Origin of the sequence: Pseudomonas sp. W2Jun17 (assembly GCF_023127795.1) — a bacterium.
GTDB lineage: Bacteria > Pseudomonadota > Gammaproteobacteria > Pseudomonadales > Pseudomonadaceae > Aquipseudomonas > Aquipseudomonas synxantha_A.
In genome coordinates this window covers 131621-158131 of sequence record NZ_SPKO01000007.1, presented here as the reverse complement: position 1 = coordinate 158131, position 26511 = coordinate 131621, and the positions used below count along the sequence as shown (strand labels likewise).

At 61.3% G+C, this 26511-nt stretch carries 28 protein-coding genes; 17 read left to right on the top strand and 11 right to left on the bottom strand.

Translation table 11 applies throughout. The annotated features are described in order from the left end of the window. The first annotated feature begins 52 nt into the window (after positions 1-52). The 5 genes from E4O98_RS03920 to E4O98_RS03900 all read left to right on the top strand — a co-directional run bounded on the left by E4O98_RS03920 (position 53) and on the right by E4O98_RS03900 (position 4709). The gene (locus E4O98_RS03920; RefSeq protein ID WP_228309522.1) at positions 53-1423 is read left to right on the top strand and encodes a glutamine synthetase family protein; all 1371 of its coding nucleotides are present in this window, start codon (positions 53-55) and stop codon (positions 1421-1423) included. Between the two features lie 99 nt (positions 1424-1522). Next, positions 1523-2122: a class I SAM-dependent methyltransferase gene (locus tag E4O98_RS03915; RefSeq protein ID WP_005786086.1), complete on the top strand. Its 600-nt coding sequence runs from the start codon at positions 1523-1525 to the stop codon at positions 2120-2122. Between the two features lie 122 nt (positions 2123-2244). Continuing rightward, complete coding sequence (gene rnd / locus E4O98_RS03910; protein ID WP_032877242.1) at positions 2245-3378, top strand: ribonuclease D; 1134 nt, start codon at positions 2245-2247, stop codon at positions 3376-3378. Then, complete coding sequence (locus E4O98_RS03905) at positions 3375-3668, top strand: YcgL domain-containing protein (RefSeq protein ID WP_014717482.1); 294 nt, start codon at positions 3375-3377, stop codon at positions 3666-3668. The genes rnd and E4O98_RS03905 overlap by 4 nt, the downstream gene beginning before the upstream one ends. 108 nt (positions 3669-3776) lie before the next feature. Beyond that, positions 3777-4709 carry a D-2-hydroxyacid dehydrogenase gene (locus E4O98_RS03900; protein WP_078820607.1) on the top strand — a complete coding sequence of 311 codons (933 nt, stop codon included), beginning with the start codon at positions 3777-3779 and terminating at the stop codon, positions 4707-4709. Between the two features lie 70 nt (positions 4710-4779). Here the strand turns inward: E4O98_RS03900 and E4O98_RS03895 are convergent, their stop codons facing one another. Further along, entirely contained in the window at positions 4780-5373 is a 594-nt protein-coding gene (locus tag E4O98_RS03895) for a nitroreductase family protein (RefSeq protein ID WP_078820608.1), read from the bottom strand. 154 nt (positions 5374-5527) lie between these two features. On the opposite strand from E4O98_RS03895, the gene E4O98_RS03890 reads away from it, so the two are divergent. Next, positions 5528-5977 carry a YcgN family cysteine cluster protein gene (locus tag E4O98_RS03890; protein ID WP_003172524.1) on the top strand — a complete coding sequence of 150 codons (450 nt, stop codon included), beginning with the start codon at positions 5528-5530 and terminating at the stop codon, positions 5975-5977. Between the two features lie 14 nt (positions 5978-5991). Next, positions 5992-7212, top strand: a complete 1221-nt coding sequence (locus tag E4O98_RS03885; protein WP_248134200.1) for a hypothetical protein — start codon at positions 5992-5994, stop codon at positions 7210-7212. Positions 7213-7295: 83 nt separating this feature from the next. Here the strand turns inward: E4O98_RS03885 and E4O98_RS03880 are convergent, their stop codons facing one another. The 3 genes from E4O98_RS03880 to E4O98_RS03870 form a co-directional block, all read right to left on the bottom strand. After that, entirely contained in the window at positions 7296-7646 is a 351-nt protein-coding gene (locus E4O98_RS03880) for a DUF2892 domain-containing protein (protein ID WP_186561223.1), read from the bottom strand. A 67-nt stretch (positions 7647-7713) separates the two neighbouring features. After that, the gene (locus tag E4O98_RS03875; protein WP_003189607.1) at positions 7714-8181 is read right to left on the bottom strand and encodes an RNA methyltransferase; all 468 of its coding nucleotides are present in this window, start codon (positions 8179-8181) and stop codon (positions 7714-7716) included. A gap of 161 nt (positions 8182-8342) precedes the next feature. After that, positions 8343-8717 carry a YajD family HNH nuclease gene (locus E4O98_RS03870; protein WP_005786102.1) on the bottom strand — a complete coding sequence of 125 codons (375 nt, stop codon included), beginning with the start codon at positions 8715-8717 and terminating at the stop codon, positions 8343-8345. Positions 8718-8824: 107 nt separating this feature from the next. On the opposite strand from E4O98_RS03870, the gene E4O98_RS03865 reads away from it, so the two are divergent. Then, on the top strand, positions 8825-9745 hold the full coding sequence (locus E4O98_RS03865) for a ParB/Srx family N-terminal domain-containing protein (RefSeq protein ID WP_248134198.1): 921 nt from the start codon (positions 8825-8827) through the stop codon (positions 9743-9745). 117 nt (positions 9746-9862) lie between these two features. Here the strand turns inward: E4O98_RS03865 and E4O98_RS03860 are convergent, their stop codons facing one another. Next, a complete protein-coding gene (locus E4O98_RS03860; RefSeq protein WP_032877236.1) occupies positions 9863-10549 on the bottom strand; it encodes a hypothetical protein in 687 nt (228 codons plus the stop codon). A gap of 78 nt (positions 10550-10627) precedes the next feature. Between E4O98_RS03860 and E4O98_RS03855 the strand changes: the two genes are divergently transcribed. Further along, entirely contained in the window at positions 10628-10906 is a 279-nt protein-coding gene (locus E4O98_RS03855; protein WP_005786107.1) for a hypothetical protein, read from the top strand. A 48-nt stretch (positions 10907-10954) separates the two neighbouring features. Here E4O98_RS03855 and E4O98_RS03850 read toward each other — a convergent pair whose 3' ends face one another. Continuing rightward, entirely contained in the window at positions 10955-12997 is a 2043-nt protein-coding gene (locus E4O98_RS03850) for a S9 family peptidase (protein WP_248134196.1), read from the bottom strand. A 24-nt stretch (positions 12998-13021) separates the two neighbouring features. On the opposite strand from E4O98_RS03850, the gene E4O98_RS03845 reads away from it, so the two are divergent. The 3 genes from E4O98_RS03845 to E4O98_RS03835 are packed head-to-tail and all read left to right on the top strand — an operon-like array spanning position 13022 to position 14911. Next, positions 13022-13549: an MFS transporter gene (locus tag E4O98_RS03845; protein WP_032877234.1), complete on the top strand. Its 528-nt coding sequence runs from the start codon at positions 13022-13024 to the stop codon at positions 13547-13549. 32 nt (positions 13550-13581) lie between these two features. Then, the gene (locus tag E4O98_RS03840) at positions 13582-14358 is read left to right on the top strand and encodes a class II glutamine amidotransferase (protein WP_248134194.1); all 777 of its coding nucleotides are present in this window, start codon (positions 13582-13584) and stop codon (positions 14356-14358) included. Between the two features lie 10 nt (positions 14359-14368). Then, positions 14369-14911, top strand: a complete 543-nt coding sequence (locus tag E4O98_RS03835) for a DUF2937 family protein (RefSeq protein WP_005786113.1) — start codon at positions 14369-14371, stop codon at positions 14909-14911. A gap of 113 nt (positions 14912-15024) precedes the next feature. On the opposite strand, the gene E4O98_RS03830 is transcribed toward E4O98_RS03835, so the two are convergent. Further along, positions 15025-15945 (bottom strand): LysR family transcriptional regulator, encoded by a 921-nt coding sequence (locus tag E4O98_RS03830; protein WP_005786115.1) that lies wholly within the window; start codon positions 15943-15945, stop codon positions 15025-15027. Between the two features lie 175 nt (positions 15946-16120). Here E4O98_RS03830 and E4O98_RS03825 point away from each other — a divergent pair, with 175 nt between their 5' ends. The 3 genes from E4O98_RS03825 to E4O98_RS03815 are packed head-to-tail and all read left to right on the top strand — an operon-like array spanning position 16121 to position 18473. Further along, on the top strand, positions 16121-16861 hold the full coding sequence (locus E4O98_RS03825) for a 5-oxoprolinase subunit PxpA (protein WP_032877232.1): 741 nt from the start codon (positions 16121-16123) through the stop codon (positions 16859-16861). Then, entirely contained in the window at positions 16858-17562 is a 705-nt protein-coding gene (pxpB, locus tag E4O98_RS03820; protein ID WP_248134192.1) for a 5-oxoprolinase subunit PxpB, read from the top strand. Before E4O98_RS03825 ends, pxpB begins: the two co-directional genes overlap by 4 nt. Beyond that, positions 17559-18473 (top strand): biotin-dependent carboxyltransferase family protein, encoded by a 915-nt coding sequence (locus tag E4O98_RS03815; RefSeq protein WP_248134190.1) that lies wholly within the window; start codon positions 17559-17561, stop codon positions 18471-18473. Before pxpB ends, E4O98_RS03815 begins: the two co-directional genes overlap by 4 nt. Before the next feature lie 107 nt (positions 18474-18580). Here E4O98_RS03815 and E4O98_RS03810 read toward each other — a convergent pair whose 3' ends face one another. From E4O98_RS03810 to E4O98_RS03800, 3 genes are all read right to left on the bottom strand, one after another. Further along, on the bottom strand, positions 18581-19759 hold the full coding sequence (locus tag E4O98_RS03810) for a VWA domain-containing protein (RefSeq protein ID WP_078820616.1): 1179 nt from the start codon (positions 19757-19759) through the stop codon (positions 18581-18583). Beyond that, entirely contained in the window at positions 19759-20604 is an 846-nt protein-coding gene (locus E4O98_RS03805) for a MoxR family ATPase (RefSeq protein WP_248134188.1), read from the bottom strand. The genes E4O98_RS03810 and E4O98_RS03805 overlap by 1 nt, the downstream gene beginning before the upstream one ends. A gap of 99 nt (positions 20605-20703) precedes the next feature. After that, positions 20704-21780, bottom strand: coding sequence for a DUF748 domain-containing protein (locus tag E4O98_RS03800; RefSeq protein WP_043046513.1), 1077 nt, complete (start codon positions 21778-21780; stop codon positions 20704-20706). Between the two features lie 125 nt (positions 21781-21905). Between E4O98_RS03800 and cysK the strand changes: the two genes are divergently transcribed. Both cysK and E4O98_RS03790 read left to right on the top strand, forming a co-directional pair. Next, entirely contained in the window at positions 21906-22880 is a 975-nt protein-coding gene (gene cysK / locus E4O98_RS03795) for a cysteine synthase A (RefSeq protein ID WP_248134186.1), read from the top strand. 153 nt (positions 22881-23033) lie between these two features. Continuing rightward, entirely contained in the window at positions 23034-23972 is a 939-nt protein-coding gene (locus tag E4O98_RS03790; RefSeq protein ID WP_032877227.1) for an aspartyl/asparaginyl beta-hydroxylase domain-containing protein, read from the top strand. 137 nt (positions 23973-24109) lie between these two features. Here the strand turns inward: E4O98_RS03790 and acnA are convergent. Further along, positions 24110-26511 (bottom strand): aconitate hydratase AcnA (acnA, locus tag E4O98_RS03785; protein WP_248134184.1); only part of this gene is annotated, 2402 nt, incomplete at its 5' end.

Sequence of the window (26511 nt, the reverse complement as noted above, 5' to 3'; positions counted from 1 at the left end):
CGTGCACCTGTGCCCATCTGCATCTGCCCGACCCAAACGTATGAGAATTGCCATGAGTGTCTTTGCCCACCTGCACGAAGCCCGAACCTTCCTTGAGCAGAACCCCGACATTGAGATGTTCGAGCTGTTTATCCTCGACAACAACGGCGTACCCCGCGGCAAGCTGCTGCACCGCGACGAACTGCTGGCGGTGTACGAAACCGGTCGGCCACTGCCCAGCACCATTCTCGGCCTGACCATCAATGGCGATGACGTAGAAAACTCAGGGCTGGTGTGGGAAGTCGGCGATATCGACTGCCGCGCCTACCCGATCAGTGGCAGTTTGCAGCGTATGCCCTGGCGTTTGATCCCCACCGCGGCGGTGCAAGTCAGCATGCACCCCACACAAGGCTTGCCCGCTACCGTGGCCGACCCTCGGCATTTGCTCGCCAAGGTCATCGATGCACTCAAAGCCGATGGCTATTACCCAGTGATGGCGGCAGAGCTGGAGTTCTACCTGCTCGACCAGAAGCCCGACGGCAACGGTCGTCCGCAACCGGCGCGGGATATGGACGGCAATCGCCCGCGTTCGACCCAGGTCTACGGCCTGCGCGAACTGGAGCAGATCGAGCCGTTTCTCGCCGACCTTTATAGCGCCTGCAAGCTGCAAGGTATCCCGGCGCGAACGGCCATCTCCGAGTACGCCCCGGGCCAGGTGGAAATTACCCTTGAACATCGCACTGATGCTTTACAGGCGATGGACGAAGCGGTGCGCTACAAACGCCTGGTCAAGGGCGTGGCCCACAAGCACGGGATGGCCGCATGTTTTATGGCCAAGCCGTTCGACGACCTGGCCGGCACCGGTATGCATATGCACGTCAGCCTGGCCGATGCCCAGGGCAATAACCTGTTCGCCAGCGAGGCGGCTGATGGCACGCCACTGCTGCGCCAGGCGGTGGGCGGGATGCTGAGTACGTTGCTCGATTCGCTGCTGATGTTCTGCCCCAACGCCAACTCCTATCGGCGTTTCCAAACCAACAGCTATGCACCGCTGGCTGCCACCTGGGGCGTGGACAACCGCACCGTCAGCCTGCGCGTGCCCGGTGGCCCGGCCAGTTCCCGGCATATCGAGCACCGCATCTGCGGCGCCGATGCCAACCCTTATCTGGCGGCCGCCGCGATCCTGGCCGGCATCCATCGCGGCATTCGCGAGCAACGCGACCCTGGCGCCCCGGTGGAAGGAAACGGTTATGCCCAGGCCAAGGAGCTGTTGCCCACTGACTGGCTGACCACCCTGCGTGCGCTTGAGGCTTCACGATGGGCAAAGGATGCGTTTGGCAGTGAATTCCTTGGTGTTTACCTGGCAGTCAAACGTGCCGAATATCGCCAGTTCATGGGCGAGGTCGGCGAGCAGGATTGGCGTTGGTACCTGCATCAGGCGTGACGGAGTTTACGGTGGCGGCTTTCGACCTTTTTTTCACGTTGCAGTGGTTAAGCTGGGAATCAAGGTCGTTCACTACCGTTTTACCCACATGAGCCCGTGATGTCGCCACAACCTCCATCCCCCATCGAGACTGAATTCACCGAGCGCTGTGACCGTGAGCATGCCAGGGTGTGCGGTGATCCGCGTCCGCCAAGGCTGTTGCAGCGCTTGGCCGCGTGGCGGGATGCGCGGCTGGTACGCCATGCGCTGAAGGTCGCGGGTGAGCCAGGGCTTATCCTTGACCTGGCCTGTGGTTCGGGGCGCTTCTGGCCGGTGCTGGCCGAGCACGTCAACCGGGTGATCCTCGCCTCTGACAACTCCCAGGCCATGCTCGACCACGCGCGCACCCATCACCCGGGCACGTTGCTAAAACGTGTCAAAACCTTCCAGGGCTCGGCGTTTTCGATTGGCCTTTCGGCGAACGCGGTGGACTGTATTTTCTGCCTGGAGTTGTTTCGCCATGTGCCCAGCAGCGATGTGCGATTAATGTTGTTGCGCGAGTTTCACCGCGTCAGCCGCGACACGGTGATTGTTTCCGTAAGCGCGGGTACACCGGTAGAGGATGAGTTTCGTCAGGCGGGCTTCAAGGTTCTGAATTACCAGGAGTTCCTGCCGGGCTCCAAACTGTGGTGTGTGTACGTCCTGCGTAAGAGAGGATAACTCCCATATGTCGGACTATTCTTCATCTCCTGTCGGAGTTTTCATGATGGTGTGTGCACTACGGATGCTCGCAAGCCCCTTTCGCGATATATACTGCGCGCCATTCTTCAAGGGAGAGCCGTGTGGCCATCGATATTCACTGGATCTGCGACAACGATAGCCTCGGCCAGCATTGCGCCCAATGGCAGCAGTTGCCATTCGTCGCCCTCGACACCGAATTCATGCGGGTCGACACCTTTTACCCTATTGCCGGGCTGATCCAGATCGGTGATGGCGTACGCGCTTACCTGATCGACCCCCTGACCATCGACAACTGGCAACCCTTGGCCGCTTTGCTGGAGAACCCGGCGGTGATCAAGGTGGTGCACGCCTGCAGCGAAGACCTGGAAGTGCTGTTGCGCCTGACCGGCAGCCTGCCGGCACCGTTGTTCGACACCCAGTTGGCCGCGGCTTACCTCAACCTCGGCTTTTCCATGGGCTATTCGCGCCTGGTGCAAGCCGTGCTGGATATCGAGCTGCCCAAGGGCGAAACCCGTTCGGACTGGCTGCAGCGGCCATTGTCCGAGACGCAGGTCAGCTACGCCGCTGAAGACGCGGTGCACCTGGCCGAGGTCTATATTCGCCTGCGCCCGCAGCTATCGGATGACAAGTACGCCTGGGTCCTGGAAGACGGTGCCGAACTGGTGGCCAACCTGCGCCGCGAAATCGACCCTTTCGAGGTGTACCGCGATGCCAAGCTGGCGTGGAAACTGTCCCGTGCCCAACTTGCCGTGCTGCGTGAATTGTGCGCCTGGCGCGAACAGCAGGCCCGCGCCCGGGACCTGCCGCGCAACCGCATCATCCGCGAGCATTCGCTCTGGCCGTTGGCCAAATCCCAGCCGGATAACCTGGCCGCGCTGGGCAAGATCGAAGACATGCACCCGCGTACCGTGCGTCAGGACGGCCAGTTCCTGCTGGACCTGATCAAACGTGCCGGTAGCGTGCCGATGGACCAATGGCCTCCCGCCGTGGCCGAACCGTTGCCGGTGGACGCCGCCGCGCTGATCAAGCAACTGCGCGCCCTGGGCCAGACGTTCGCCGAGCGCCTGGAGATGGCGCCGGAACTGATGCTGCGCAAGAAAACCCTCGAAGCCCTGGTCAAAAGTGGCTACCCCGATGGGCCTTACCAATTGCCAGACTCGCTGCGTGGCTGGCGCCGCGAGTTGATGGGCCAGGCGCTGCTCGACAGCCTGGCCAATGCCGGAGAACAGCCTTGAAACGTATTTGTTCCATCTACCGCAGCAAGAAAAAAGACGGCATGTACCTCTACGTGCTCAAAAGCGATGCCCTCGAGCGCGTGCCCGAGCCGTTGATGGAGGCCTTCGGCAAGGCGCATCACGCGTTTGACATGGTGCTGACGCCGGAGCGCAAGCTGTCGCGCGAAGACATCACCGTGGTGCTGGAAAACCTCGACAAACAGGGCTACCACCTGCAAATGCCGCCGGCCGAAGACGAGTACATCGAGCACTTGCCCGAAGAGTTGCTGCGCCGCAACGACCCGATGTGATCGATCAGTGCCCGTGTCAGGGCACAGGCTTTAAATGGAATCGTATTAGACGACGGTGGCCGTAAGGATGCGGGCGGCCGTCTGCATTGTTTTTGAAAGGTTTGAACCATGCGTGTTCTGATTGCTGAACAGGATCACCCGCTCTACGCCCAACTGCTCAAGGAGGCCGCCCCGGACCTTGACGTGCTGACCAGCGGTGACTCGGCCGAACTCTCGCGCCTGGCCGCCGATTGCCCGGTGTGGCTGGGCCAGCCCGATCTGCTGGCGACGCTGCTGCGCCAGGGCCATCAACCGCAGTGGTTGCAATCGACCTGGGCCGGTATCACGCCGCTGCTGGCCGATGGCTTGCCCCGCGACTATCGCCTCACCCGTGCAGTCGGCATCTTTGGCCAGGTCATGGCCGAGTTTGTCCTCACCTATATGCTGGGCCATGAGCGCGAAGTGCTGGCGCGCCTGGTCAGCCAGGTCGAGCGCAAGTGGGACAACCGCATGGGGCAGAGCCTGGCGGGGCGCAAGGCGCTGATTGTCGGCACGGGTGATATTGGCAAAAGCGTGGCTGATTTCCTGGTGCCCTTTGGCGTCAAGCTGTACGGCATCGCCAGTACGGCGCGGGAACAGGCACCCTTTATTGAAGTGGCCGGGCTCGATCAGTTGGGCCGCTTGGTGGGCGAGGTCGATTACGTGATCAACCTGCTGCCCAATACCCCGGACACCCATGACGTGTACAACGCGGCGTTGTTCAAGCAATTCAAGTCGACGGCGCTGTTTATCAACGTCGGGCGCGGCGTGGCGGTGGTGGATGCCGACCTGGTCGAGGCCCTGAAAGAAGGGCATCTGGCCGGCGCGGTGATCGACGTGTGCCGTCAGGAGCCGTTGCCGCAACGCCACCCGTTCTGGACCGCGTGGGGTTTGCTGTTGACTGGGCACAGCTCGGCACCGACCTCGCCGTCGATGATGGTGGCGTTGTTTGTGCAAAACGTGCGCGCCTACCAGGCCAAGCAAGCGCTGCGCGGCGAAGTGGACTTCGACCGGGGCTACTGATCCTTGGCCATGCATCAATCTAAAATGTGAGAGGGGGCTTGCTCCCTCCCACATTGGAGTTGCACTAGGCTTACAGGCTGAAGTCGCCCTCGGACACCAGTTCAGTCAACGGCTTGCGCGGGCTCGGCGCTTCACGGCCTTGCAGGTATTGCGGCAGGTTCGACTTGTCACCCAGCTTACCCACCGCTACGGCCGCGTGCAGCGCATAGCCTTGTGGAATCTTCAGCTCTTTGCGGGTCAGCTCCTGATCGAAACCGGCCATGCCGTGGGTGTGCCAGCCGCTGAGGCTGGCTTGCAGCGCCAGGTGGCCCCAGGCCGAGCCGGTGTCGAAGGTGTGCCACAGCGCCGGGGTTTCTTCTGTAGCGCCGGGGGCGATGAAGTCGGTTTTCGACGCGATGATGACCAGGGCCGACGCATGCTGCGCCCAATTGCGGTTGAACTCATTCAGCAGGCCCAGGAAACGCTCCCAGTCCGGCGTGTCCCGGCGGGCGTAGAGAAACCGCCACGGCTGCGAGTTGTACGCCGAGGGTGCCCAGCGTGCGGCTTCGAAGAAACTCAGCAACGTCTCTTGCGGGATGCTTTCGCCAGTAAAGGCGCGGGGCGACCAGCGTTCGGTGAATTGGGTATGGATCGGGTAATCGGCAACGCGTGGGTTATCGCTCATGGACAGATCCTGATGAAAAAAGCCGGGGTTCAAAACTACTGCGCCAACCCAGGCCTGACAAGTCTTGCAACACCGTCAGTCGTAAGCGCTTGGCCGTAACGGGCTTGGGCACTAGACTGGCGGCCTTTTCACCTTCTGATACTGATGTAGAGCCATGGCCGCCAAAGTCGAACCTTTCTGGATACGCAAAACCCTTGAGCACCTCGACCAGGAGGAGTGGGAGTCGTTGTGCGACGGCTGCGGCCTGTGCTGTCTGCAAAAGCTTGAGGATGAAGACGACAACAGCGTCTATTACACGCGTATCGCCTGCAAACTGCTCGACCTGAAAACCTGCCAGTGCACCGATTACCCCAATCGCCGCGCTTCGGTGCCGGACTGTATCCAGCTCACGCCCGGCCAGGCCGACCAGTTCAAATGGCTGCCGCCAACCTGCGGCTATCGTCTGGTCAGCGAGCGCAAGGATTTGCCGCTCTGGCACCACCTGGTCTGCGGCGATCGCGACGCCGTGCACCATGAACGCATTTCCCAGTCCGGGCGCATGCTCAGCGAAGGCAGCGTGCCAGAGGACGACTGGGAGGATTACCTGATCTTCCGTGCAGGTTGAACAAAGGAGTGTGTATGAAGGTGGCAGCCAAGTTGGCAGCGGCCCTGGTATTGCTGGCCCTGAGCGGGCCGGGCTGGTGCGCTAAGAAGGTTGACCTGGATTATCACGTCAAGCTGCTGCCCCAGAGCGAGCAGGCCGAGGTGCGCGTCAGCCTGTCCCAAGGCTCGGCGGTGCGCAGCCTGGACTTTGACCTGGGCCGCAGTGGTGATTACAGCGACTTCAAGGCCGACGGCCAATGGCAAGTCACGGGCAGCCGTGGTGTGTGGCAGCCCAGCGCCGACAAGGCCAGCCTGACCTACCGCGTGCGTCTGACCCACGCGCGCAAGCCGGGCACCTTTGACACACGGGCCACGCCCAATTGGGCATTATTGCGCGGTGAAGACCTGGTGCCGGCTGCGCGCCTGGACCAGCAAGATGGCATTGAATTGGTCTCGCGCCTGATGTTCGAACTGCCCGCGGGCTGGAAGAGCGTCGAAACTGCCTGGCCGCGCATTGGCAAAAACAAATTCCGCATCGACAACGTGTCCCGCCTGTTCGATCGCCCCACCGGCTGGATGCTCGCCGGTAACCTCGGCAGCCGTCGCCTGCGCCTGGGTGAAACCGAGGTCACCGTGGCCTCGCCAAAGGGGCAGGGCATGCGCCGCATGGACGTGCTGACGCTGCTGACGTTCATCTGGCCGCAGGTGGACGCTGCGTTCCCACGCCATCCCGCCAAATTGTTGATCGTCGGCGCGAGTGACCCGATGCGCCGCGGAGCCTGGGCGTCGCACGATTCGATCTACCTTAACAGCCGTACGCCACTGGTCAGCGAAAATGGCGGCAGCCCGTTGCTGCGCGAGGTGGTGCAGGCCATCGGGCGCTTCAACGACCACGACAGCAGTGACTGGATCAGCGAGGGCCTGGGGGAGTATTACGCGATTGAACTGGTGCGACGTGCGGGGGGCCTCACCGATGAGCGTTATGCGGCGATCCAGGCGCGCCTGGCCAAAGAAAGCAAGGCGGTCACCACGCTGAGAGGCGAGCAAATCGGCAGCGCTGGTGTAGCGCGGGCAGTACTGGTGTTGCAGGACCTGGACCGCGAGATCCGCGTGAAAACCCACAACAAGCGCTCCCTGGATGATCTGGCGCAGGCGGTGATGCGGGTGAACAGCATCAACACCAAAGAGTTCGTTCAGTTGGCTGAAAGCGTAATCGGCGAATCGTCGGTGGTACTGGATAGCAAGCTGCTGCGCTGATCCCAAGCCCTGTGCAATTCAAAATGTGGGAGGGGGCAAGCCCCCTCCCACATTTTGAATCTCCAGCATGTCCAAGACTTAGGTCAGGCTTTGGGTTTTACAGCCTTCTCAGCCGCCACTTCCGCCTTGGTCTTCAAATTCTTCAATTCTTCCCCGGCCCGCTCGATCTTCGTGCGCACGCTGTTCATTTCCTGGCGACCCTGCTCCAGCTTGTCTTTGAGCGAACTGTGCCCGGTAAAGCCACGGGCCAGTGCCACGCCGCCAATCGCCACCTGGATCAGCCCGAAAATCCCGCCGCGGCGCAGGCCTTTGCCGACCATCATCACGCCGCCCGCCACTGAGCCGATGCGCTCCCAGCCATGCACGTTCTGGGTAGGCTGAGGCTTCAACGGTGCGGCTTCGATGATAGGTTGCAAAATTTTGCTGTCGCTCATGATCTGTCTCCAACAAGGGCTAGTGTTACTAGCTGACTGCGCGCAGGTGCCGGATGTTCCCGCAGAATCAGTACTTGGGGCCCGAACGGGTATTGTTGCCCTTGGCCAGGCGGTCGTAGAGCACCACATTGACGGTGGCCGCCAGGTTCATGCAGCCCGTGGTGGGGATGTACACCACATCTTCGCACCAGTCGCGGATCTCCTTGTCCAGGGAGCCGTCCTCGGGGCCGAAGATATACAGCGCGCGGTCGGGGTGGGTGTATTCAGGCAGCGGGCGGGCACCTTCCACCAGTTCCACGGCAACCGGGATGCAGCCCAGGGGCAGGATCTTCTTCAGGTCGTCGATGCCGATCAGCGGAATGTCGTGGTGGACCTTCTTGGTGTCGGTGATGAAGTCCCGGGCTCGCTCGTAGCGCACGCCGGTGTAGAACACCGAGGCCACGCCGTAGCAACCGGCGGCACGCATCACCGAGCCGACGTTTTCGGGGGATTTTGGGTTATACAGACCGATGCAGCTGTAGCGTTTATTGCCCACGGGGAAGGGTGCCTTGGAGAAAAACGGCGATTATACGGCCTGGGGGTATGCAGTGCTTGGGCGATCGTCATCGCGGGCAAGCCCGGCTCCCACAGGGGAATGCATTCCAAATGTGGGAGCTGGCTTGCCTGCGATGAGGCCAGTACAGACAAGGACGATCTTCAGTCGTCTTTCTTCATCAACCCCGCCAGCGCCGCAAACGGATTGTGCGTCGCCTTGGCAATGCTCGGGCTGCTGGTGGAGCCTTCGCCGAAATACTGCTGGTCGGTGTAGCGCGAGTGTTCGTTGTCGTGGCAGTACAGGCACAGCAATTCCCAGTTGGAGCCGTCCTGGGGATTGTCATCATGATTATGGTTGCGGTGGTGTACGGTCAGTTCACTCAAACGCTTGCCGGCGAATTCACGGGCGCAGCGACCGCACACGTGGGGGTACATCTTCAAGGCTTTGTCGCGGTAGCCCATTTCGCGGTCGCGCTGGGCGTCGGCGAGGATGCGGTCCAGCTTGGCGGTGTGGGAGGGCGGGTTGGTCGAGCTCATCATGGCTCCTGGCTATTTGGTGGGTCACGGATAAGGTTGATTCTAGCCGCTTACGCTGAAAATCACCCCTAGGGATTGCTTCACTGACTGATAAGGATTTGAAATTTATGCGTCTGTATTCATGGACTATCGGGCTTGTGCTCTGTGTGGTTACCGCTCAGGCCCAGGCGTTCTCTACGCCGCAGCCCGGGCAGGTGATCGAGGTGGCCCTGGAGCAATTGCACCCCACCCAGGCCGTGGTGGGTTTCGACCAGATCTACTACAGCCTCGGGCTGTTCGCCGACAAGCCGGCCAAGGCTTTCGATGAATACTGCGAAACCAACGGCCAGGGCGAGGCTGACCAGGTGCCGAAAAACGCCGAGCTGCTAAGGTCCGACAGCTTTACCTGCAAGCACCCGGTCGGCACCTACCCGCAGGATATGAAAACCGTGGTGGTGGGCCCCGGCGGCCAGCTTTACCTGACCGATGGTCATCACAGTTTCACTACCTTGTGGGAAACACCCGGCGCTGGCCCGCGCTTGAAAATGTGGGTCAAGGTCACCGACGACTTCAGTTCCAGCCCCAACCTCGCCACGTTCTGGCAGCGGATGGAAGCGGCCCGCAAGGTCTGGCTCAAGGACAACCGGGGCCAGGCGTTACCAGCGGAGCAACTGCCGGCGCACCTGGGCTTCAAGAACCTGCAGGACGACACGTTCCGCAGCCTGGTGTATTTCACCCGCAAGGCCGCGTACGGCAAGCCAAACGAGGGTGCGATTGCGCCGGAATTTCTCGAGTTCTACTGGGGCAACTGGCTGCGCACGCAGATTGATCTGGGCCAGTACAACCTGAACAAGAAGGGCGGCTACAAGGGTGCCATCGAGGCTGTCGCCAAGCGCATGGTCAGCCTGGCGCCGGGGGCAATGGTCGGCGACAGCGGTTTCACTGCCGGGCAGTTGGGTGGTATGACCCAGCTGGATCAAAAGGAGTTGGAAAAGACCTTCGACAAGAAAGTGCCGTACGTGATCGATTACCGCAAATCCAGAGACTGAAGCAGTACCAAATGTGGGAGGGGGCTTGCTCCCGATAGCAGTGTGTCTGTTAAGGATAGGCAAGCTGACACACCACTATCGGGAGCAAGCCCCCTCCCACATTTGACCGATGGTGATTCAGCCCTTGAGCTTTTCTGCAATCCAGATGGTATGCCGCGTGCCTTTATTGCCATGGGCGAACACCTGAACCTCTTCAGCCTTGAAGCCGGCCTTGCGCAGTTTGTCGCTGAACAGCTTATCGGCACTGGCCGACCACACGGCGAGCACGCCCTTGGGCCGCAGGGCTTTGGCGCAGGCGGCCAGGCCACCGGCGGAATACAGCCAGCTGTTGGCCTTTTGCGTAAGCCCCTCGGGACCGTTGTCGACGTCAAGCATGATCGCGTCGAAGCCCTGGGGCTCGGCTTGTAGCACCTTGGCCACATCTTCCAGACGAATCACCGTGCGCGGGTCCTGCAAGGGGCACCCGGATTTTTCTCCCAGTGGCCCACGGTTCCATTCCACGACGCCCGGCACCAGTTCGGCCACCACCACTTCGGCAGTCTTGCCCAAATGCTTGAGTGCTGCGGCCAAGGTAAAGCCCATGCCCAAGCCGCCGATCAGCACGCGTGAGTTCGGGCGACCGGCGACCTTGCGGCAGGGAATCTCCGCCAGGGCGTCTTCGGAACCGTGCATGCGCGTGTTCATCAACTGGCCGCCGTCACCGCCCTGGATCTTGATGACGAAGTCCTCGCCGTACTCGAACAGGCACAAGGCGCCGCCGTTGTCGGGGATCGGAGTAGTGTCCAGCAGAACGAAACGTTTCATGGAAATCTCATTGGGAAGGGCATTCTTGCGCAGTTGGGAGTAGCCTTAAGGCATTCCGGTCAGGCCATGGAGCCATCGATGAAGTGCAGCATTCTAACGGTCATTGTATTGAGCGCGCTCATATCCGCTGCAGCGCAGGCTCAGGAGTTGCAAACCGTACCGGTCGCGCCCGCACCAACCCCAGGCGCGCCGGGTACGCCGACCCCGACGTTGTACCCTCAAGTCAGCCCGCCCGCCACGCCCAAGACGAACGGTACGCCACCGTTGGTGCCCATCGTGTTGCCCACGCCGCCCAAGGACCAGACTGTCCCCGGCTTGCAGCAGAACGACAGCAAGCCGAAGACGCCCGGCGGTTAAAACAGTCAAGGCGGTCCCGCGTTCAGACAGGACCGCTCCATCAAGTGCTTAGATCAGCCCGAGCGCCTTGAACACAAACGCATATTCGAGCGCTACGTCACGCAATCCCTGGTAGCGCCCGCTCATGCCGCCATGGCCGGCGCCCAGCTCGGTCTTGAGCAGCAACAGGTTGTCTGAAGTGGCGGTATCGCGCAGCTTGGCCACCCACTTGGCGGCCTCCCAATACTGCACGCGGCTGTCGTTGTAGCCGGCAATCACCAGCATGGCCGGGTACGCCTGGGCGCTGACGTTTTCGTATGGCGCGTAAGCCTTGATGCGCGCATACACTTCGGGTTCCTCGGGGTTGCCCCATTCGTCGTACTCGGTGATGGTCAGCGGTAGCTCCGGATCGAGCATGGTGTTGAGCACATCGACAAACGGCACTTCGGCAATCGCCGCCTGGAACAGTTCCGGGCGCTGGTTGAGCACCGCGCCAATCAACAGGCCGCCGGCACTGCCGCCACTGATCGCCAGTTGCCTGGAAGTGGTCAGCCCCTCGGTGATCAGGTGTTCGGCGCAGGCGATAAAATCGCTGAAGGTATTCTGTTTGTGTTCCTGCTTGCCGTTGCGGTACCAGGCTTCACCCAGCTCACCGCCGCCGCGCACATGGGCGATGGCAAACGCGACCCCTCGGTCCAGCAAGCTCAGGCGTGCGTGGGAGAACCATGGGTCCAGGCTTGAGCCGTAGGCACCGTAGCCGTACAGATACAGCGGGGTGGGTTTACCCAGTTGATCACGCTTGACCACCAGGCTGATGGGCACTTGGGTGCCGTCGGCAGAGGTGGCCCACAGGCGCTGGCTGACGTAGTCGTCGGCGTTGAATGTGCCGAGTACCGGGGTTTCCTTGAGCACCACCTGCGCGCCGCTTGCCAGCTCTAGCTGACGCACCTGGGCGGGACGGTTCAGGGCCTCATAGCGTAGGCGGATGTTGTCGCTTGGAAATTCCAGGCTGTTTTGTACGTAGAGGCTGTAGGCGGCGTCGGGTAATTCCACGCGATAAGCCGGTACACCCTCGGGGTGCACCTCGATGACCGGCAGGCCGCCGATGCGCAGGCTCAATGTCATGGCGCTGGCGTTCAGGCTCACGCCGTCGAGCATGACTTCGTCGCTGTGAGGGATCAGGTTCTGCCAGTCGGCCTCGGTAGGCGGCGTGCCGGTATCGGCGGCGAGGTAGAGCGCGTAGTTGATGCCGTCGCGGTTGCTGCGAATAAACCAGGTCCACTCGCCGTTAAGCTTGCCGTGGTCGACATCGTATTCGTGGTCCTCGACGCGCGGCGCCAGGCAGGTGAAGGCCAGGTGCGGCTGATCGGCATCCAGTGCCCAGATCTCACTGGTGGTCTTGCTGCCCAGAGCCAGCAGCAGTTGGCGCTCGGAGCTGGAACGGTAGCAGTGCAAGAAGAAACGGCCATCGGGCTCGTGGAACACTTCCTGCGCCGCCGTACCGTCCAGACGGTAGCGATACAGCTTGTGCGGGCGATGGGTGTCGTCGAGTTCGCCGAAGAACAGCGTCAAGCTGTCATTGGCCCAGGTCATGCTGCCGTCGCAGTTGTCGAACGCCAGTTCGCTGACCTTGTCGGTGGCCAATTCCTTCACGTACAGGGTGTAGATCTCTTCACCGCTGGTGTCGAGGCTGTAGGCCAGGCGCTGGTGGTCGGGGCTGATGCTGAACGCGCCGAGGGAGAAAAAGCCGCCATTGGCCAAGACGTTCGGGTCCAGCAGCAGTTCTTCGCTGCTCTCGTCCACCTGGTTGCTGTCATCGGCCGGGCGGCGGCAGCGATAGTGGCGTGCGTATTCGTCACCGGCGGTGGTGCGGGTGTAGTACAGGTACGGGCCCCAGGGGGAGGGCAGGGACAGATCGGTTTCGAGGATGCGGCCCTTGATCTCTTCGAACAGCGTTTCGCGCAAAGCCTGCTGGTCGGCGAGTTGGGCTTCCTGCCAGGCGTTTTCCGCCTTGAGGTAATCGAGCACTTCAGGGGTGTCGCGCTCCTGCAGCCAGGCGTAGGGGTCTGCGCCTGGGGCCTTGCGGGCAATCGGAGCGGTGGAAATAGGCATGGATAATTCCCTATCTGGCGGACGGTGGCCGGCATTGCAGCCGCGACACGCAAAAGCCGTTATCATAGCCGCCTCTTTGCCAGCCTTGCCATGGACACCATGACCGAGAACGACTATCTGACCGCTTGGGGCCTCTACGCCTTCGCCGCTTTGGGCTGCCTGTTAGTGTGGTGGCGCATGACCCGCTGGGTCTGGCGCTGGCTGCGCGAGCCGCTGCAATTGCTGATGGCGGTGCTGTTACTGAGCCCGACCATCGTCGACCCGGTCAAGACCCAGTTTGCGCCGGCCGTGGCCATTACTGCCCTGGACCTGGTGCTCAAGGTCGGCAACAACGCCTGGCGGGCGATCTCCGATCTGTTCATGTACACGATGATCGTGTTTGCCCTGTACATCGTGTTTGTGCTGATCCGCTGGCCCATCGAACGCGCCGCCAGCGCTCGCCGTGAGCGCAAGGCTGCTGCAGATGCCGCCTTGGCCGCCGAGCCGGAAGACGACGAACCGTTCCGTCGCCCGGCGCCTGCTGGTGGTATGCGGGTCGAGCCGCGCCTTTAAACGTAGACTGCCCCTGCAGCGAGAGCCCTGGCATGTGTGAATTATTGGGCATGAGTGCCAACGTCCCCACCGATATCGTGTTCAGCTTTACCGGGCTGATGCAGCGCGGTGGGCGTACCGGCCCGCACCGCGACGGTTGGGGCATCGCCTTCTATGAAGGCCGTGGCCTGCGCCTGTTCCAGGACCCGGCCGCGAGCAGTGAGTCTGAAGTGGCGCTGTTGGTGCAGCGCTATCCGATCAAGAGCGAAGTGGTGATCGGCCATATCCGCCAGGCCAATGTGGGCAAGGTCAGCCTGGCCAATACCCATCCGTTCGTGCGTGAGCTGTGGGGCCGCAACTGGTGTTTTGCCCATAACGGCCAGTTGGCCGACTTCCACCCGCGCGCCACGTTTTACCGCCCGGTCGGCGATACCGACAGCGAAGCGGCCTTCTGTGACCTGCTCAACCGCGTGCGCGAAGCCTTCCCTGAGCCTGTGGGCATCGAGCAAGTGCTGCCGGACCTGATCGCCGCCTGCGCCGAATACCGCAGCAAGGGCGTGTTCAACTGCTTGCTCAGCGACGGCGACTGGCTGTTTTGCTACTGCTCGACCAAACTGGCGCAGATTACCCGGCGCGCGCCGTTTGGCCCCGCACGCTTGAAAGATGTCGACGTGATCGTCGATTTTCAGGCCGAAACGACGCCCAATGACGTGGTAACCGTCATCGCCACCGAGCCTTTGACCGACAACGAAAACTGGACCCGCTATGAACCGGGCCAATGGAGCCTGTGGCGACGCGGTGAATGCGTCAGCCAGGGCGTTACCGAATAAGGAATCGACCATGTTGCTCAGCTATCTGCGGTTGGTGCTGTTTGCCATTGGCTTGTTGGTCGGCGTGCAAGTGCCGGGGTTTATCAACGATTACGCCAAGCGCGTCGAAGCCCACCTGATCGAGGCGCAGACTGGCTTGCGCGGCTTTGAGTCGACCGCGCAGCAGTTCTTCAACGGGGACATGCAAGCGCTGGTGGCGCATTACCGCGCCAGCGATGACCCGGTTTTCCAGAGCGACGCCAGCAGCCTGGGCGCGATGCTTGATCGCCAGCTTGAGTTGGACAAGCAATTCCAGGCCATGCAAGGCCCGTGGTACATCCGCGCCCTGCAAGTGGCCGTAGCCGCCGACCCGGATATCCGCCTGGAAACCTGGAATGGCTACAGCTACCAGATTCTGCTGACGCCCGAAGCCATGGGCTGGGGCTTGGGCGGGGCGATGCTGTTGTCGTTCGGCATCGAGTGCCTGTATCGCCTGATCGACTGGGTAGTGCTGGGTGGCCGGCGCTTGCGCCAGAGCCGGCCGATCGAAGAGCGGGACTTGAAGGGCCTATAAGTCAGGGCCGACTCGGTCCAATGTGGGAGCTGGCTTGCCTGCGATAGCGGTGGTCCAGTCACAGATGTGCACGATGGCCCACCGCTATCGCAGGCAAGCCAGCTCCCACAGTTTTAATCGGGTTTATGCAGTTGCATGCGTTCTGCACCGACTTCCTCGGCATACCTTGCCACCACCTTCTGGCACAACCCCACAATCTCCTCCACCAACTCCACCCCCACACGCCATGACACCACCACCTGCAAGTTCGGCAGGCGCTGTGCCATCGGCAGCATCACTAATTCCCCCCGCGCCAGCTCTTCACTGACCAGCACCGGCGGCAGGGCACCGATGCCGAAGCCGTCACGCAATAATCGCGTAATCGCCGACACCGAGTTCACACAGTTCATTCTGGGCGCGGCCACGCCGTTGGCCTGCATCAGACTCAGCACGTCCTGATGCGGGTGGGAGTTTTTCGAGTAGGTGATGATGCGCTCCTGAGCCAGTTCGGCGAGGGAGGCGTAGTCACGGTTGTAAATCGAGTGGCTGGCGACGATCCAGGCCATGGGATGGCTGGCCAGTTCCAGGCTGCGCACGGTTTCCAGGCGCAGCAGGTCAGTTTGCAGGATCAGGTCGAGAAAACCTTTTTGCAACTGATCGCTGAGGTTCAGCGCGGTATCGGCGACCAGCTCGATTTCCACCAGCGGGAACAGCTTCATCAGTTCTGCCACCAGCGGGCTGAGCCAGGTGTGGATCACCGTGTCCATCGCGCCGATCCGAATGCGTCCGACCTTGCTGCTGGTGGTCTCCAGGGACTGTTTCAAACCCTGCATGGTCACCATCATTTGCTCGGCATAATCGAGCACCTTCAAGCCTTCCGGGGTCAGGCTCACGCCCCGGGAGTCACGCAGGAACAGCTTCACCCCCAGCTCGCTTTCGAGCACGGCGATGCGGCTGGAAATAGAGGCCTGGGTGGTGAACAGCTTCTCGGCAGTCAGGCGAAAGCTCTTGAGCTTGGCCACCCAGACGAAGGTTTCGAGGAACTTCAAATTCATGGGATCAACTTTTTCTTATGCATGGATCGGTTTTTATTAGTTGGACGTCGCACCGGGCAAGCGCCAAAAATCGAGCCGTTCCACGATAAGCGTCGTTGGGGTGCCAGGACAAGTTGCGAGTTCTGTGTAATAAATCCCACACTACAAAAAAACAAAACCTACAGGAGCGACCACCGTGAGCCGCCTGCTACTGAACTGCGACATTGGCGAAAGCTTTGGCAACTGGACCATGGGTCTGGACGCCGAAGTCATGCCGTTCATTGATTGCGCCAACGTGGCCTGCGGTTTCCATGCTGGCGACCCGAGCATCATGCGCAAGACCGTCAGCCTGGCGTTCAAGCATGGCGTGCAAGTGGGCGCTCACCCGGCCTATCAAGACCTGCAAGGCTTTGGCCGACGGTCAATGAACTACACGCCGCAGGAAATCCAGGATCTGTTGCATTACCAGATCGGTGCGCTGGACGGCATCTGCCGGGTTCAGGGCGGACGCGTCAGCTACGTGAAACCCCACGGTGCGATGTACAACGACATGATGGCCAACCCCGCGCAGTTGCGTGCGGTGATCCAGGCCGTGGCCGCCTACGGCGACCTGCCGCTGATGCTGCTGGCTACCCGTGACAACAGCGCCGCCCAAGCTGTGGGTGACGAATACGGTGTGACCCTGTGGTTCGAAGCCTTTGCCGATCGCGCCTACGACAGCAAGGGCCATCTGGTTTCCCGCCAGTTGCCCGGCGCGGTGCACCACGACAGCGACACTATCGTGCAGCAGGCCCTGACCATTTCCCGTGGCGCGGCATTGGTCGCCAGCGACGGCAGCCCGTTGGCCTTGCAGGCCGATACCTTGTGCGTGCATGGCGACAACGCCAGCTCGGTGGCCGCGGTGCAGCGTATCCGCCAAGCGTTGCATACAGCATGAAGCCACGCATTGAAGTGGTGGCCATCGACTGCCTGATGGTGCGTCTGTTTGAGGTGATTGCCGAGGCCAACATGCCGTGGATGCTCGCTGCCACGCAGCGTTTGCGCGCAGAGTTCGGCACGGCGCTGGTGGATCTGGTGCCGTCCTACACCACCTTGATGGTGCATTACGACCTCAGGGAGCTGACCCCGACACAGGCTCGGGAGCTGATCGACCTTGCGCTCACGGACCTGCAACCCCAGGCCCAGGGTAGCGGCCAGTGCCACGTGCTGCCGGTGTGGTACGACCTGAGCGTCGGCCCGGAGTTGACCCTGTTGTCCCAGCGCAGCGGGCTGACGGTAGAGGACGTGATCCGCCGCCACAGCGCCCATGAATACCAGGTGTTCGCCCTTGGTTTCGCGCCGGGTTTTGCCTTTATGGGCCTGGTGGATGAAAGCCTCGCCACACCGCGCCTCAACACGCCGCGCAAACGCGTGGCCGCTGGCAGCGTCGGCATCGCCGAACGGCAAACTGCTGCGTACCCGGTGGTGTCCCCGGGCGGCTGGAACCTGATCGGCCGCACCCCGGCCAAACTCTTCGACCGTGAGCGCGACGGCTACAGCCTGATGCAGCCCGGCGACACGGTGCGCTTCGCCCCGGTCAGCCACACCGAATTCGTCAGCCTGGGTGGCGATGACACGCCGTTGGAGGCGCAGGCATGAGCCGCTTGATGATCGAGGCCAGCACGCCGCTGTGCCTGTTGCAGGACGCCGGGCGTTTTGGCGTGCGCCACCTGGGTGTAACCCAGGGCGGCGCACTGGACTGGGTGTCGATGTCCTGGGCTAACTGGCTCTTGGGCAATGCCCTGGATGCGCCGGTGGTGGAGATCACCCTGGGTGGTTTCACCGTGCAGGCCGAGGATTATTGCCTGCTGGCACTGGCCGGTGCAGACCTGGGCGCCTATATCGATGAGCGCGCCATTAGCCCCGGTCGCAGTTTTATCCTGCAAAAGGGCCAGCGACTGCGCTTTACCCAGCCGTTCAATGGGGCACGCGCTTATCTGGCGACGCCCGGTGGGTTCGATGCCCCGGCTGTACTTGGCAGTTGTGCCACGGTCGTGCGCGAAGCGTTGGGCGGGGTGGACGGTTTCGGCAAGGCATTGGCTGAAGGCGGGCGGTTGGCTTATTCCGGTACGGGCGGTGCAATGAAGGTGCTGGCCAAGCCGGAGTTGCAATCGGGTGCCTCACTGGACGTGATTATCGGCGCGCAGATCGGCCAGTTCAGCGGGCAGAGTTTATTCGACGCCTTCAACACCGAATGGGCGCTGGACAGCCGCGCCGACCGCATGGGTATGCGCTTGCTCGGCACGCCGTTGCAGTACCAGGGGCCGTCGTTGATTTCCGAAGGGATTCCGTTGGGCGCGATCCAGGTGCCCCCGGATGGGCAGCCGATTGTGTTGCTCAATGACCGGCAGACGATCGGCGGTTATCCGCGGTTGGGCGCGTTGACGCCTCTATCCTTGGCGCGGCTGGCGCAGTGTTTGCCGGGGGAGAAGGTGCGGTTGGCACCGGTGGTGCAGGAGGCGGCGCATCGGCAGCACACCAAGTTTTTGCAGCGGTTTGCCGATCGCTAAAAGCATCGCAGGCAAGCCAGCTCCCACAGAGGAATGCATTCCAACCTTGAAATGCAGTCAACATGTGGGAGCTGGCTTGCCTGCGATGAGGCCGGTCAAAACACCGCCTATTTCGAGAGAAAACGCATACCTTCTTCCAACCCGCGCAACGTCAGCGGGTACATCTGGTCCTCCACCAGCTCCCGCACAATCCCCGTCGAGGCCGTATAGCCCCAGGTATCTTTCGGGTAGGGGTTAATCCATATCAGCTTCTTGTACTTGGCCATGAAGCGCTGCATCCACACATACCCCGGCTCCTCGTTCCAGTGCTCGACGCTGCCGCCGGCCTGGGTGATTTCATAGGGCGCCATGGCCGCATCGCCGATGAAGATCACTTTGTAGTCGGCGCCGTACTTGTGCAGCAGGTCCTGGGTGGACGTGCGCTCCGAAGTGCGACGCTGGTTGTTCTTCCACACTGACTCGTAAACAAAGTTATGGAAGTAGAAGTACTCCAGGTGCTTGAACTCGGTCTTGCACGCCGAGAACAGCTCTTCGCAGATTTTCACGTGGGCATCCATCGAACCACCAATGTCGAACAGCAACAACAGCTTGATGGTGTTGCGCCGCTCGGGGCGCATCTGGATATTCAGCAGCCCGGCATCGCGTGCGGTGTGGTCGATGGTGCCGTCGATATCCAGCTCTTCGGCCGCACCCTGACGTGCAAACTTGCGCAGGCGGCGCAGGGCGATCTTGATGTTGCGCGTGCCCAGTTCCACCTGATCGTCGAGGTTTTTGTACTCGCGCTGATCCCAGACTTTCACCGCCTTGCCCTGGCGCTTGCCGGCGTCACCGACACGAATGCCTTCGGGGTTGTAGCCACCGGAACCGAACGGGCTGGTGCCGCCGGTGCCGATCCATTTGTTGCCGCCGGCATGGCGTTCTTTCTGTTCTTCCAGGCGCTTCTTGAATTCCTCGATCAGCTTGTCGAGGCCGCCGAGGGACTGGATCTGCGCGCGTTCTTCTTCGCTCAGGGAACGTTCGAATTCCTTGCGCAGCCACTCTTCGGGGATCAGCGCCTGCAAATGGTCATCGAGTTTTTCCAGGCCATTGAAATAGGCACCGAAGGCACGGTCGAACTTGTCGAAATGCCGCTCGTCCTTGACCAGTATCGCTCGGGCCAAGTAGTAGAACTCGTCCATGTCAGCGAAGGTCACGCGCTGTTTCAGCGCGTTGATCAGGTCCAGCAGCTCGCGCACCGACACCGGCACCTTGGCTGCACGCATTTCATTGAACAGATTGAGCAACATTATCGATTACCGCGACGGCTCATGAAGGCCAGACGTTCCAGCAGTTGTACGTCTTGCTCGTTCTTGACCAGGGCGCCGGCCAGCGGCGGGATGGCTTTGGTAGGATCGCGTTCGCGCAGCACCGCTTCGCCGATATTGTCGGCCATCAGCAGCTTGAGCCAGTCCACCAGTTCGGAGGTGGACGGTTTTTTCTTCAGGCCCGGCACCTTGCGTACATCGAAGAACACATCGAGCGCTTCGCTGACCAGGTCCTTCTTGATGTCCGGGTAGTGCACATCCACGATCTTCTGCAGGGTAGGGCGGTCAGGGAAGGCGATATAGTGGAAGAAGCAGCGGCGCAGGAATGCATCCGGCAGCTCTTTTTCGTTGTTGGAGGTAATGATGATGATCGGGCGCTTCTTGGCCTTGATGGTCTCGTCGATTTCGTAGACGTAGAACTCCATTTTGTCGAGTTCCTGCAACAGGTCGTTGGGGAACTCGATGTCGGCCTTGTCGATTTCGTCGATCAGCAGGATCACCCGCTCCTCGGACTCGAAGGCTTCCCAGAGCTTGCCCTTTTTCAGGTAATTGCGCACGTCGTGAACCTTGTCCACGCCCAGTTGCGAATCGCGCAGGCGGCTCACTGCGTCGTACTCGTAGAGGCCCTGATGCGCCTTGGTGGTGGACTTGATGTGCCAGGTGATCAACTTGGCGCCGAAGGACTCGGCCAGTTGCTCGGCAAGCATGGTCTTGCCAGTGCCAGGTTCGCCCTTGACCAGCAACGGCCGCTCCAGGGTGATGGCGGCGTTGACGGCCAGTTTCAGGTCATCGGTAGCCACATAGGCCTGGGTGCCTTCGAACTTCATCGGTCATTCCTCGGATTCATCAATGCCCCGACTATACCCCGCAGCCCCGGCGACTGTGAACGCAGACGGGGCATTCAGTCTCTGAATGGCGGGTCAGGCTCAATCCGCCGATGGCTTGGGTTGTTCATACCGGGCATTGAACGCCTGGATAAACCCATTGCGCAGAATTGCGATCACCGCAGAAAACGCACTGACATTCTGCTGGTGCACGCTACCGCTGAGCTCCACACGGGTGGCGAACTGGTTTTTGCGCTGGTTTTTCAGCACCGTCTCGCTGGCTCCGACCACGGCCTCCCAGATTGAGCGGAAGATATTCTTGTCCTTGTTTTCAACATCTTGTTGCCAGTCAAACACCTCTACGTCACGCAGCAGCGGCTTGATGTAGCCGGTGAGTCGGCCATTTTCAGCCTGGGCTTCGATCACCACGTCGCCCGTGCCGGCCTTGAAGTCGAACTTGCCATAGGCCGATGCAAAGTCGTTCATGCGCTTGAGTTGCAGGTCGCGGGCGCGGAAGCGGAACTCGAATTCTTCGAAATCGCTCAGCGGATCAAAGGTGGCATTGGCCTCCAGCGGCGCCTGGCCTTGCAGCAGTGCCTTGCCTTCGAAGCGGGCGTCGCGCTTGCCTTTGACATCCACCACATTGGTCAGGTTGTAGAAGCTGGCGTTGACCCCAGTGGCGTTGATATTGACCCGGGGCTTGGAGCTGAAGTTATGGAAGGCAATCTCGCCGTCTTCGATGCGCACTTCATTGAGGGTGATCGGCAGCAACTTGCGCAGTTGTTCCTGCCAGTCGGTGCCTTTACCCGTCTGGGACGCCTGCTTGTTGGCGCCGCCATCGACGAAGTTGATCTGCGGACGCACAAAATGCCCCTCGGCCACGACGGCGTGGTCGTACCAGAGTGAATGCCAACTCACGGCGAACTCGATCAGCGGCGCCTTCACGAACGGCACCGGGACCTTGCCGTCCACCTTGACGATTTGCAAGCCGTTGATCCGGTAGGCGCCGCGCCACAGGGCCAGGTCCACATCGGCGATTTCGCCGCGGTAATCGCCCATGTTGGCGAGTTTCTCGTTCAGGTAATTGCGCACCAGGTAGGGCAGCGCGATATTCAAGGCAATCAGGACCAGCACCAGAGCGGCGATTGTCCCTAACGGCCAACTGTAACGACGTTTCATGGGGCAGTTCTCCTTGCTTGTAGGAGATTGACTGTTCTGATGAACGCAACGTTCCCCCGTCTGGACGCCCTGGAGAACGAGGCATACCCTTGGGGCCTTCTTCAAAGTCGCCAACAGGATCCCTCATGAGCCGTATCTTTGCAGACAACGCGCATTCCATCGGTAACACGCCCCTGGTTCAGATCAACCGCATCGCACCGCGTGGCGTGACGATTCTGGCCAAGATCGAAGGGCGTAACCTGAGTTATTCAGTGAAGTGCCGCATTGGCGCAAGCATGATCTGGGATGCCGAAAGCAGCGGCAAGCTCAAGCCAGGCATGACCATTGTCGAGCCGACTTCCGGCAATACCGGTATCGGCCTGGCGTTTGTCGCGGCGGCCCGTGGCTATAAATTGCTGCTGACCATGCCGGCGTCCATGAGCCTTGAGCGCCGCAAAGTGCTCAAGGCCCTGGGCGCCGAGCTGGTGCTGACCGAGCCGGCCAAGGGCATGAAGGGCGCCATCGAAAAGGCCGGTGAAATCCTCGCCGGCGACCCGAGCACCTACTTTATGCCGGCCCAGTTCGAAAACCCGGCCAACCCTGCGATCCATGAGAAAACCACCGGCCCGGAAATCTGGAACGACACCGACGGCGCCGTGGATGTGCTGGTGGCGGGCGTGGGGACCGGCGGCACCATCACCGGGGTGTCACGCTATATCAAGAACACTGCGGGCAAGCCGATCCTGTCGGTGGCCGTGGAACCCATGGTTTCCCCGGTGATCACCCAGGCCTTGGCGGGGGAAGAAATCAAGCCCAGCCCCCACAAGATCCAGGGTATCGGCGCCGGGTTTGTGCCAAAAAACCTTGATCTGTCGATGGTCGACCGCGTGGAGTTGGCGACCGACGAAGAGTCCAAGGCCATGGCCCTGCGCCTGATGCAGGAAGAGGGTATCTTGTGCGGTATCTCCTGCGGTGCCGCCATGGCTGTGGCAGTACGCCTGGCCGAGAAGCCGGAAATGCAAGGCAAGACCATCGTGGTGATTTTGCCGGACTCCGGCGAGCGCTACCTGTCGAGCATGTTGTTCAGCGATGTGTTTACCGACCAGGAAAACCAGGCCTGATCTTCAAAGCGGTCCCACAAGGTTGATGTAAGTCATCCGGTCGGCGTGGGCCTTCTGCATAATGGCTCAAGTGTTTATCATGGCCGGCTGTTACGTCTGGTTTCCCGTTGACGCAAGTTTGCCGGCCAGGCGCTTATTTCCAGGAGTTGCTGCATGACCTTTTCTTTGGCCGCCAAACTGTCGGTGTTGCTGCTGTTTATCGGCAGCACGCTGTATGTGCACCTGCGTGGCAAGGCCCGTTTGCCGATGCTGCGCCAGTTCGTCAACCATTCGGCGCTGTTCGCCCCGTATAACGCCTTGATGTACCTGTTTTCCGCGGTGCCGTCCAAGCCGTACCTGGACCGCAGCAAGTTCCCGGAACTGGACGTGCTCAAGGACAACTGGGAAGTGATCCGCGAAGAGGCCATGCACCTGTTCGACGAGGGCTACATCCGCGCCGCCGAAAAGAACAACGACGCCGGTTTCGGTTCGTTCTTCAAGAAAGGCTGGAAGCGCTTCTACCTCAAGTGGTACGACAAACCCCTGCCATCGGCCGAGGCCCTGTGCCCCAAAACCGTGGCCCTGGTCAGCAGCATCCCCAACGTCAAGGGCGCCATGTTCGCGCTGTTGCCAGGCGGCAGCCACCTCAACCCGCACCGTGACCCCTTCGCCGGTTCGTTGCGTTATCACCTGGGGCTGTCCACGCCGAACTCTGACGACTGCCGCATCTTCGTCGACGGCCAGGTCTACGCCTGGCGCGACGGTGAAGACGTGATGTTCGACGAAACCTACGTGCACTGGGTGAAGAACGAAACCGAGCAGACCCGCGTGATCCTGTTCTGCGACATCGAACGGCCGTTGAGCAACCGTGTGATGACCCGCGTCAACCGCTGGGTCAGCAAGCAGCTGGGCCGTGCTACTGCGCCGCAGAACCTCGACGACGAACGCGTGGGCGGCATCAACCAGGCCTATGCCTGGAGCAAGACCTTCAGCGACAAGTTCAGTGGCCAGGTCAAGCAGTGGAAGCGCAAGCATCCCAAGGCGTACCGCATTGCGCGGCCGGTGCTGGCGGTGGTGGTGTTGGTGCTGTTGTGGAAGTGGTTGTTCGGCTGATTGTGATTTCTTGACTTGAAATGCAGCCAAATGTGGGAGGGGGCTTGCTCCCGATAGCAGTGGATCAGTCAGCAAATGCCTAGCTGATACACCGCCATCGGGAGCAAGCCCCCTCCCACATTGGTTTGCAGTGTTGCTTATGACGCGATCAACTGGCGCAGCACGTAGTGCAAGATCCCACCCGCTTTGAAGTACTCCACTTCATTCAAGGTATCAATCCGGCACAGCACCTCAACCTTCTCGCTGCTGCCATCTTCCCGAGTGATCACCAACGTCAGGTTCATGCGCGGTTCGACCTCGGCATCGGTCAGCCCGAGGATGTCGATCTTCTCCTTGCCGGTGAGCTTGAGCGTCTTGCGGTTCTGGTCCAGCTTGAACTGTAACGGCAATACGCCCATGCCCACCAGGTTGGAGCGGTGGATACGCTCGAAACTCTCGGCGATCACCGCCTTGACCCCCAGCAGGTTGGTACCCTTGGCCGCCCAGTCGCGGCTGGAACCGGTGCCGTATTCCTGGCCTGCGATCACCACCAGCGGCGTGCCGGAAGCCTGGTACTTCATGGATGCATCGTAGATCGCCATTTTTTCCCCGGTGGGGATATACAACGTGTTGCCGCCTTCCTCGCCGCCCAGCATTTCATTGCGGATACGGATGTTGGCAAAGGTGCCGCGCATCATCACTTCATGGTTGCCCCGGCGCGAGCCGTAGGAGTTGAAGTCACGCGGTTCCACCCCTTGCTCGCGCAGGTAGCGTCCGGCCGGGCTGTCGGTCTTGATATTGCCGGCAGGGGAGATGTGGTCGGTGGTCACCGAATCACCGAGCAGGGCCAGGATGTTGGCGCCCTTGACGTCCTTGATCACCGGCAGCGGGCCGGCAATGTCATCGAAGAACGGTGGGTGCTGGATGTAGGTGGAGTCCTTTTGCCACACGTAGGTCGCTGCCTGCGGCACTTCAATCGCCTGCCATTGCTCGTCACCGGCGAACACCTCGGCGTATTCCTTGTGGAACATGCTGGTGCTGACCTGGGCCACCGCCTCGGCGATTTCCTGGCTGCTGGGCCATATGTCCTTCAGGTACACCGGGTTTCCGCTCTGATCGTTACCCAGCGGTTCGCTGCTGATGTCGATGCGCACGGTGCCGGCCAACGCATAGGCGACTACCAGGGGCGGCGAAGCCAGCCAGTTGGTTTTCACCAGCGGGTGCACGCGGCCTTCGAAGTTGCGGTTACCGGACAGCACCGAGGCCACGGCGAGGTCGGCCTTCTGGATGGCTTTTTCGATAGGCTCGGGCAACGGCCCGGAGTTACCGATACAGGTGGTGCAGCCGTAGCCCACCAGGTCAAAACCGAGCTTGTCGAGGTACTGGGTGAGGCCCGCGGCCTTGTAATAGTCGGTGACCACCTTGGAGCCTGGGGCCAGTGAGGTCTTGACCCAAGGTTTGCGGGTCAGGCCCTTTTCCACGGCCTTTTTCGCCACCCACCCGGCCGCCATCATTACGCTGGGGTTGGAGGTGTTGGTGCAGGAGGTGATGGCGGCGATCACCACCGCGCCGTTTTTCAGGCGATAGGTGTTGCCTTCGTATTCATAATCAGCCTCGCCGACCAGATCGGCGTTGCCCACGGCCACGCCGCCACCGCCTTCACTTTCCAGGCGGCCTTCTTCCTTGCTGGTGGGTTTGAATTGCAGGTCGAGGAAGTCGCTGAACGCTTGGCCGACATTCGGCAGGGATACCCGGTCTTGGGGGCGCTTGGGCCCGGCGAGGCTGGCTTCGACGCTGCCCATGTCCAGGGCCAGGGTATCGGTGAACACCGGTTCCTGGCCGGCGTTGCGCCACAGGCCCTGGGCCTTGGTGTAGGCCTCCACCAGTTTGACCGTCTCAGCCGGGCGGCCGGACAGGCGCAGGTAGTCCAGCGTCACCTCATCCACTGGGAAAAAGCCACAGGTAGCGCCGTACTCCGGCGCCATGTTGGCGATGGTGGCGCGGTCGGCCAGGGGCAGGTCGGCCAGGCCGTCGCCGTAGAACTCAACGAACTTGCCCACTACGCCTTTCTTGCGCAGCATTTGTGTAACGGTGAGCACCAGGTCGGTGGCGGTGATGCCTTCCTTGAGCTTGCCGGTGAGCTTGAAGCCGATGACCTCCGGAATCAGCATCGACACCGGCTGGCCGAGCATGGCCGCTTCGGCTTCGATCCCACCCACGCCCCAGCCGAGTACGCCGAGGCCGTTGATCATGGTGGTATGGGAGTCGGTGCCGACCAGGGTGTCGGGGAAGGCGTACGTGCGGCCGTCTTCGTCCTTGGTCCACACGGTGCGGCCCAGGTATTCCAGGTTCACCTGGTGACAGATGCCGGTGCCAGGTGGCACGACGCTGAAGTTGTCAAAGGCGCTCTGGCCCCAGCGCAGGAAGGCGTAGCGTTCGCCGTTGCGCTGCATTTCGATGTCAACGTTCTGCTCAAAGGCGCTGGTGGTACCGAACTTGTCGACCATCACCGAGTGGTCGATCACCAGGTCCACCGGCGACAGCGGGTTGATGCGCTGCG

Bases quoted from the DNA above. Each gene is read 5' to 3' on its own strand.
- E4O98_RS03920 (WP_228309522.1), top strand. From the start codon at position 53: ATGAGTGTCTTTGCCCACCTGCACGAAGCCCGAACCTTCCTTGAGCAG.
- E4O98_RS03915 (WP_005786086.1), top strand. From the start codon at position 1,523: ATGTCGCCACAACCTCCATCCCCCATCGAGACTGAATTCACCGAGCGC.
- E4O98_RS03900 (WP_078820607.1), top strand. From the start codon at position 3,777: ATGCGTGTTCTGATTGCTGAACAGGATCACCCGCTCTACGCCCAACTG.
- E4O98_RS03895 (WP_078820608.1), bottom strand. From the start codon at position 5,373: ATGAGCGATAACCCACGCGTTGCCGATTACCCGATCCATACCCAATTC.
- E4O98_RS03890 (WP_003172524.1), top strand. From the start codon at position 5,528: ATGGCCGCCAAAGTCGAACCTTTCTGGATACGCAAAACCCTTGAGCAC.
- E4O98_RS03885 (WP_248134200.1), top strand. From the start codon at position 5,992: ATGAAGGTGGCAGCCAAGTTGGCAGCGGCCCTGGTATTGCTGGCCCTG.
- E4O98_RS03880 (WP_186561223.1), bottom strand. From the start codon at position 7,646: ATGAGCGACAGCAAAATTTTGCAACCTATCATCGAAGCCGCACCGTTG.
- E4O98_RS03870 (WP_005786102.1), bottom strand. From the start codon at position 8,717: ATGAGCTCGACCAACCCGCCCTCCCACACCGCCAAGCTGGACCGCATC.
- E4O98_RS03865 (WP_248134198.1), top strand. From the start codon at position 8,825: ATGCGTCTGTATTCATGGACTATCGGGCTTGTGCTCTGTGTGGTTACC.
- E4O98_RS03860 (WP_032877236.1), bottom strand. From the start codon at position 10,549: ATGAAACGTTTCGTTCTGCTGGACACTACTCCGATCCCCGACAACGGC.
- E4O98_RS03855 (WP_005786107.1), top strand. From the start codon at position 10,628: ATGAAGTGCAGCATTCTAACGGTCATTGTATTGAGCGCGCTCATATCC.
- E4O98_RS03850 (WP_248134196.1), bottom strand. From the start codon at position 12,997: ATGCCTATTTCCACCGCTCCGATTGCCCGCAAGGCCCCAGGCGCAGAC.
- E4O98_RS03840 (WP_248134194.1), top strand. From the start codon at position 13,582: ATGTGTGAATTATTGGGCATGAGTGCCAACGTCCCCACCGATATCGTG.
- E4O98_RS03835 (WP_005786113.1), top strand. From the start codon at position 14,369: ATGTTGCTCAGCTATCTGCGGTTGGTGCTGTTTGCCATTGGCTTGTTG.
- E4O98_RS03830 (WP_005786115.1), bottom strand. From the start codon at position 15,945: ATGAATTTGAAGTTCCTCGAAACCTTCGTCTGGGTGGCCAAGCTCAAG.
- pxpB (WP_248134192.1), top strand. From the start codon at position 16,858: ATGAAGCCACGCATTGAAGTGGTGGCCATCGACTGCCTGATGGTGCGT.
- E4O98_RS03815 (WP_248134190.1), top strand. From the start codon at position 17,559: ATGAGCCGCTTGATGATCGAGGCCAGCACGCCGCTGTGCCTGTTGCAG.
- E4O98_RS03810 (WP_078820616.1), bottom strand. From the start codon at position 19,759: ATGTTGCTCAATCTGTTCAATGAAATGCGTGCAGCCAAGGTGCCGGTG.
- E4O98_RS03805 (WP_248134188.1), bottom strand. From the start codon at position 20,604: ATGAAGTTCGAAGGCACCCAGGCCTATGTGGCTACCGATGACCTGAAA.
- E4O98_RS03800 (WP_043046513.1), bottom strand. From the start codon at position 21,780: ATGAAACGTCGTTACAGTTGGCCGTTAGGGACAATCGCCGCTCTGGTG.
- cysK (WP_248134186.1), top strand. From the start codon at position 21,906: ATGAGCCGTATCTTTGCAGACAACGCGCATTCCATCGGTAACACGCCC.
- E4O98_RS03790 (WP_032877227.1), top strand. From the start codon at position 23,034: ATGACCTTTTCTTTGGCCGCCAAACTGTCGGTGTTGCTGCTGTTTATC.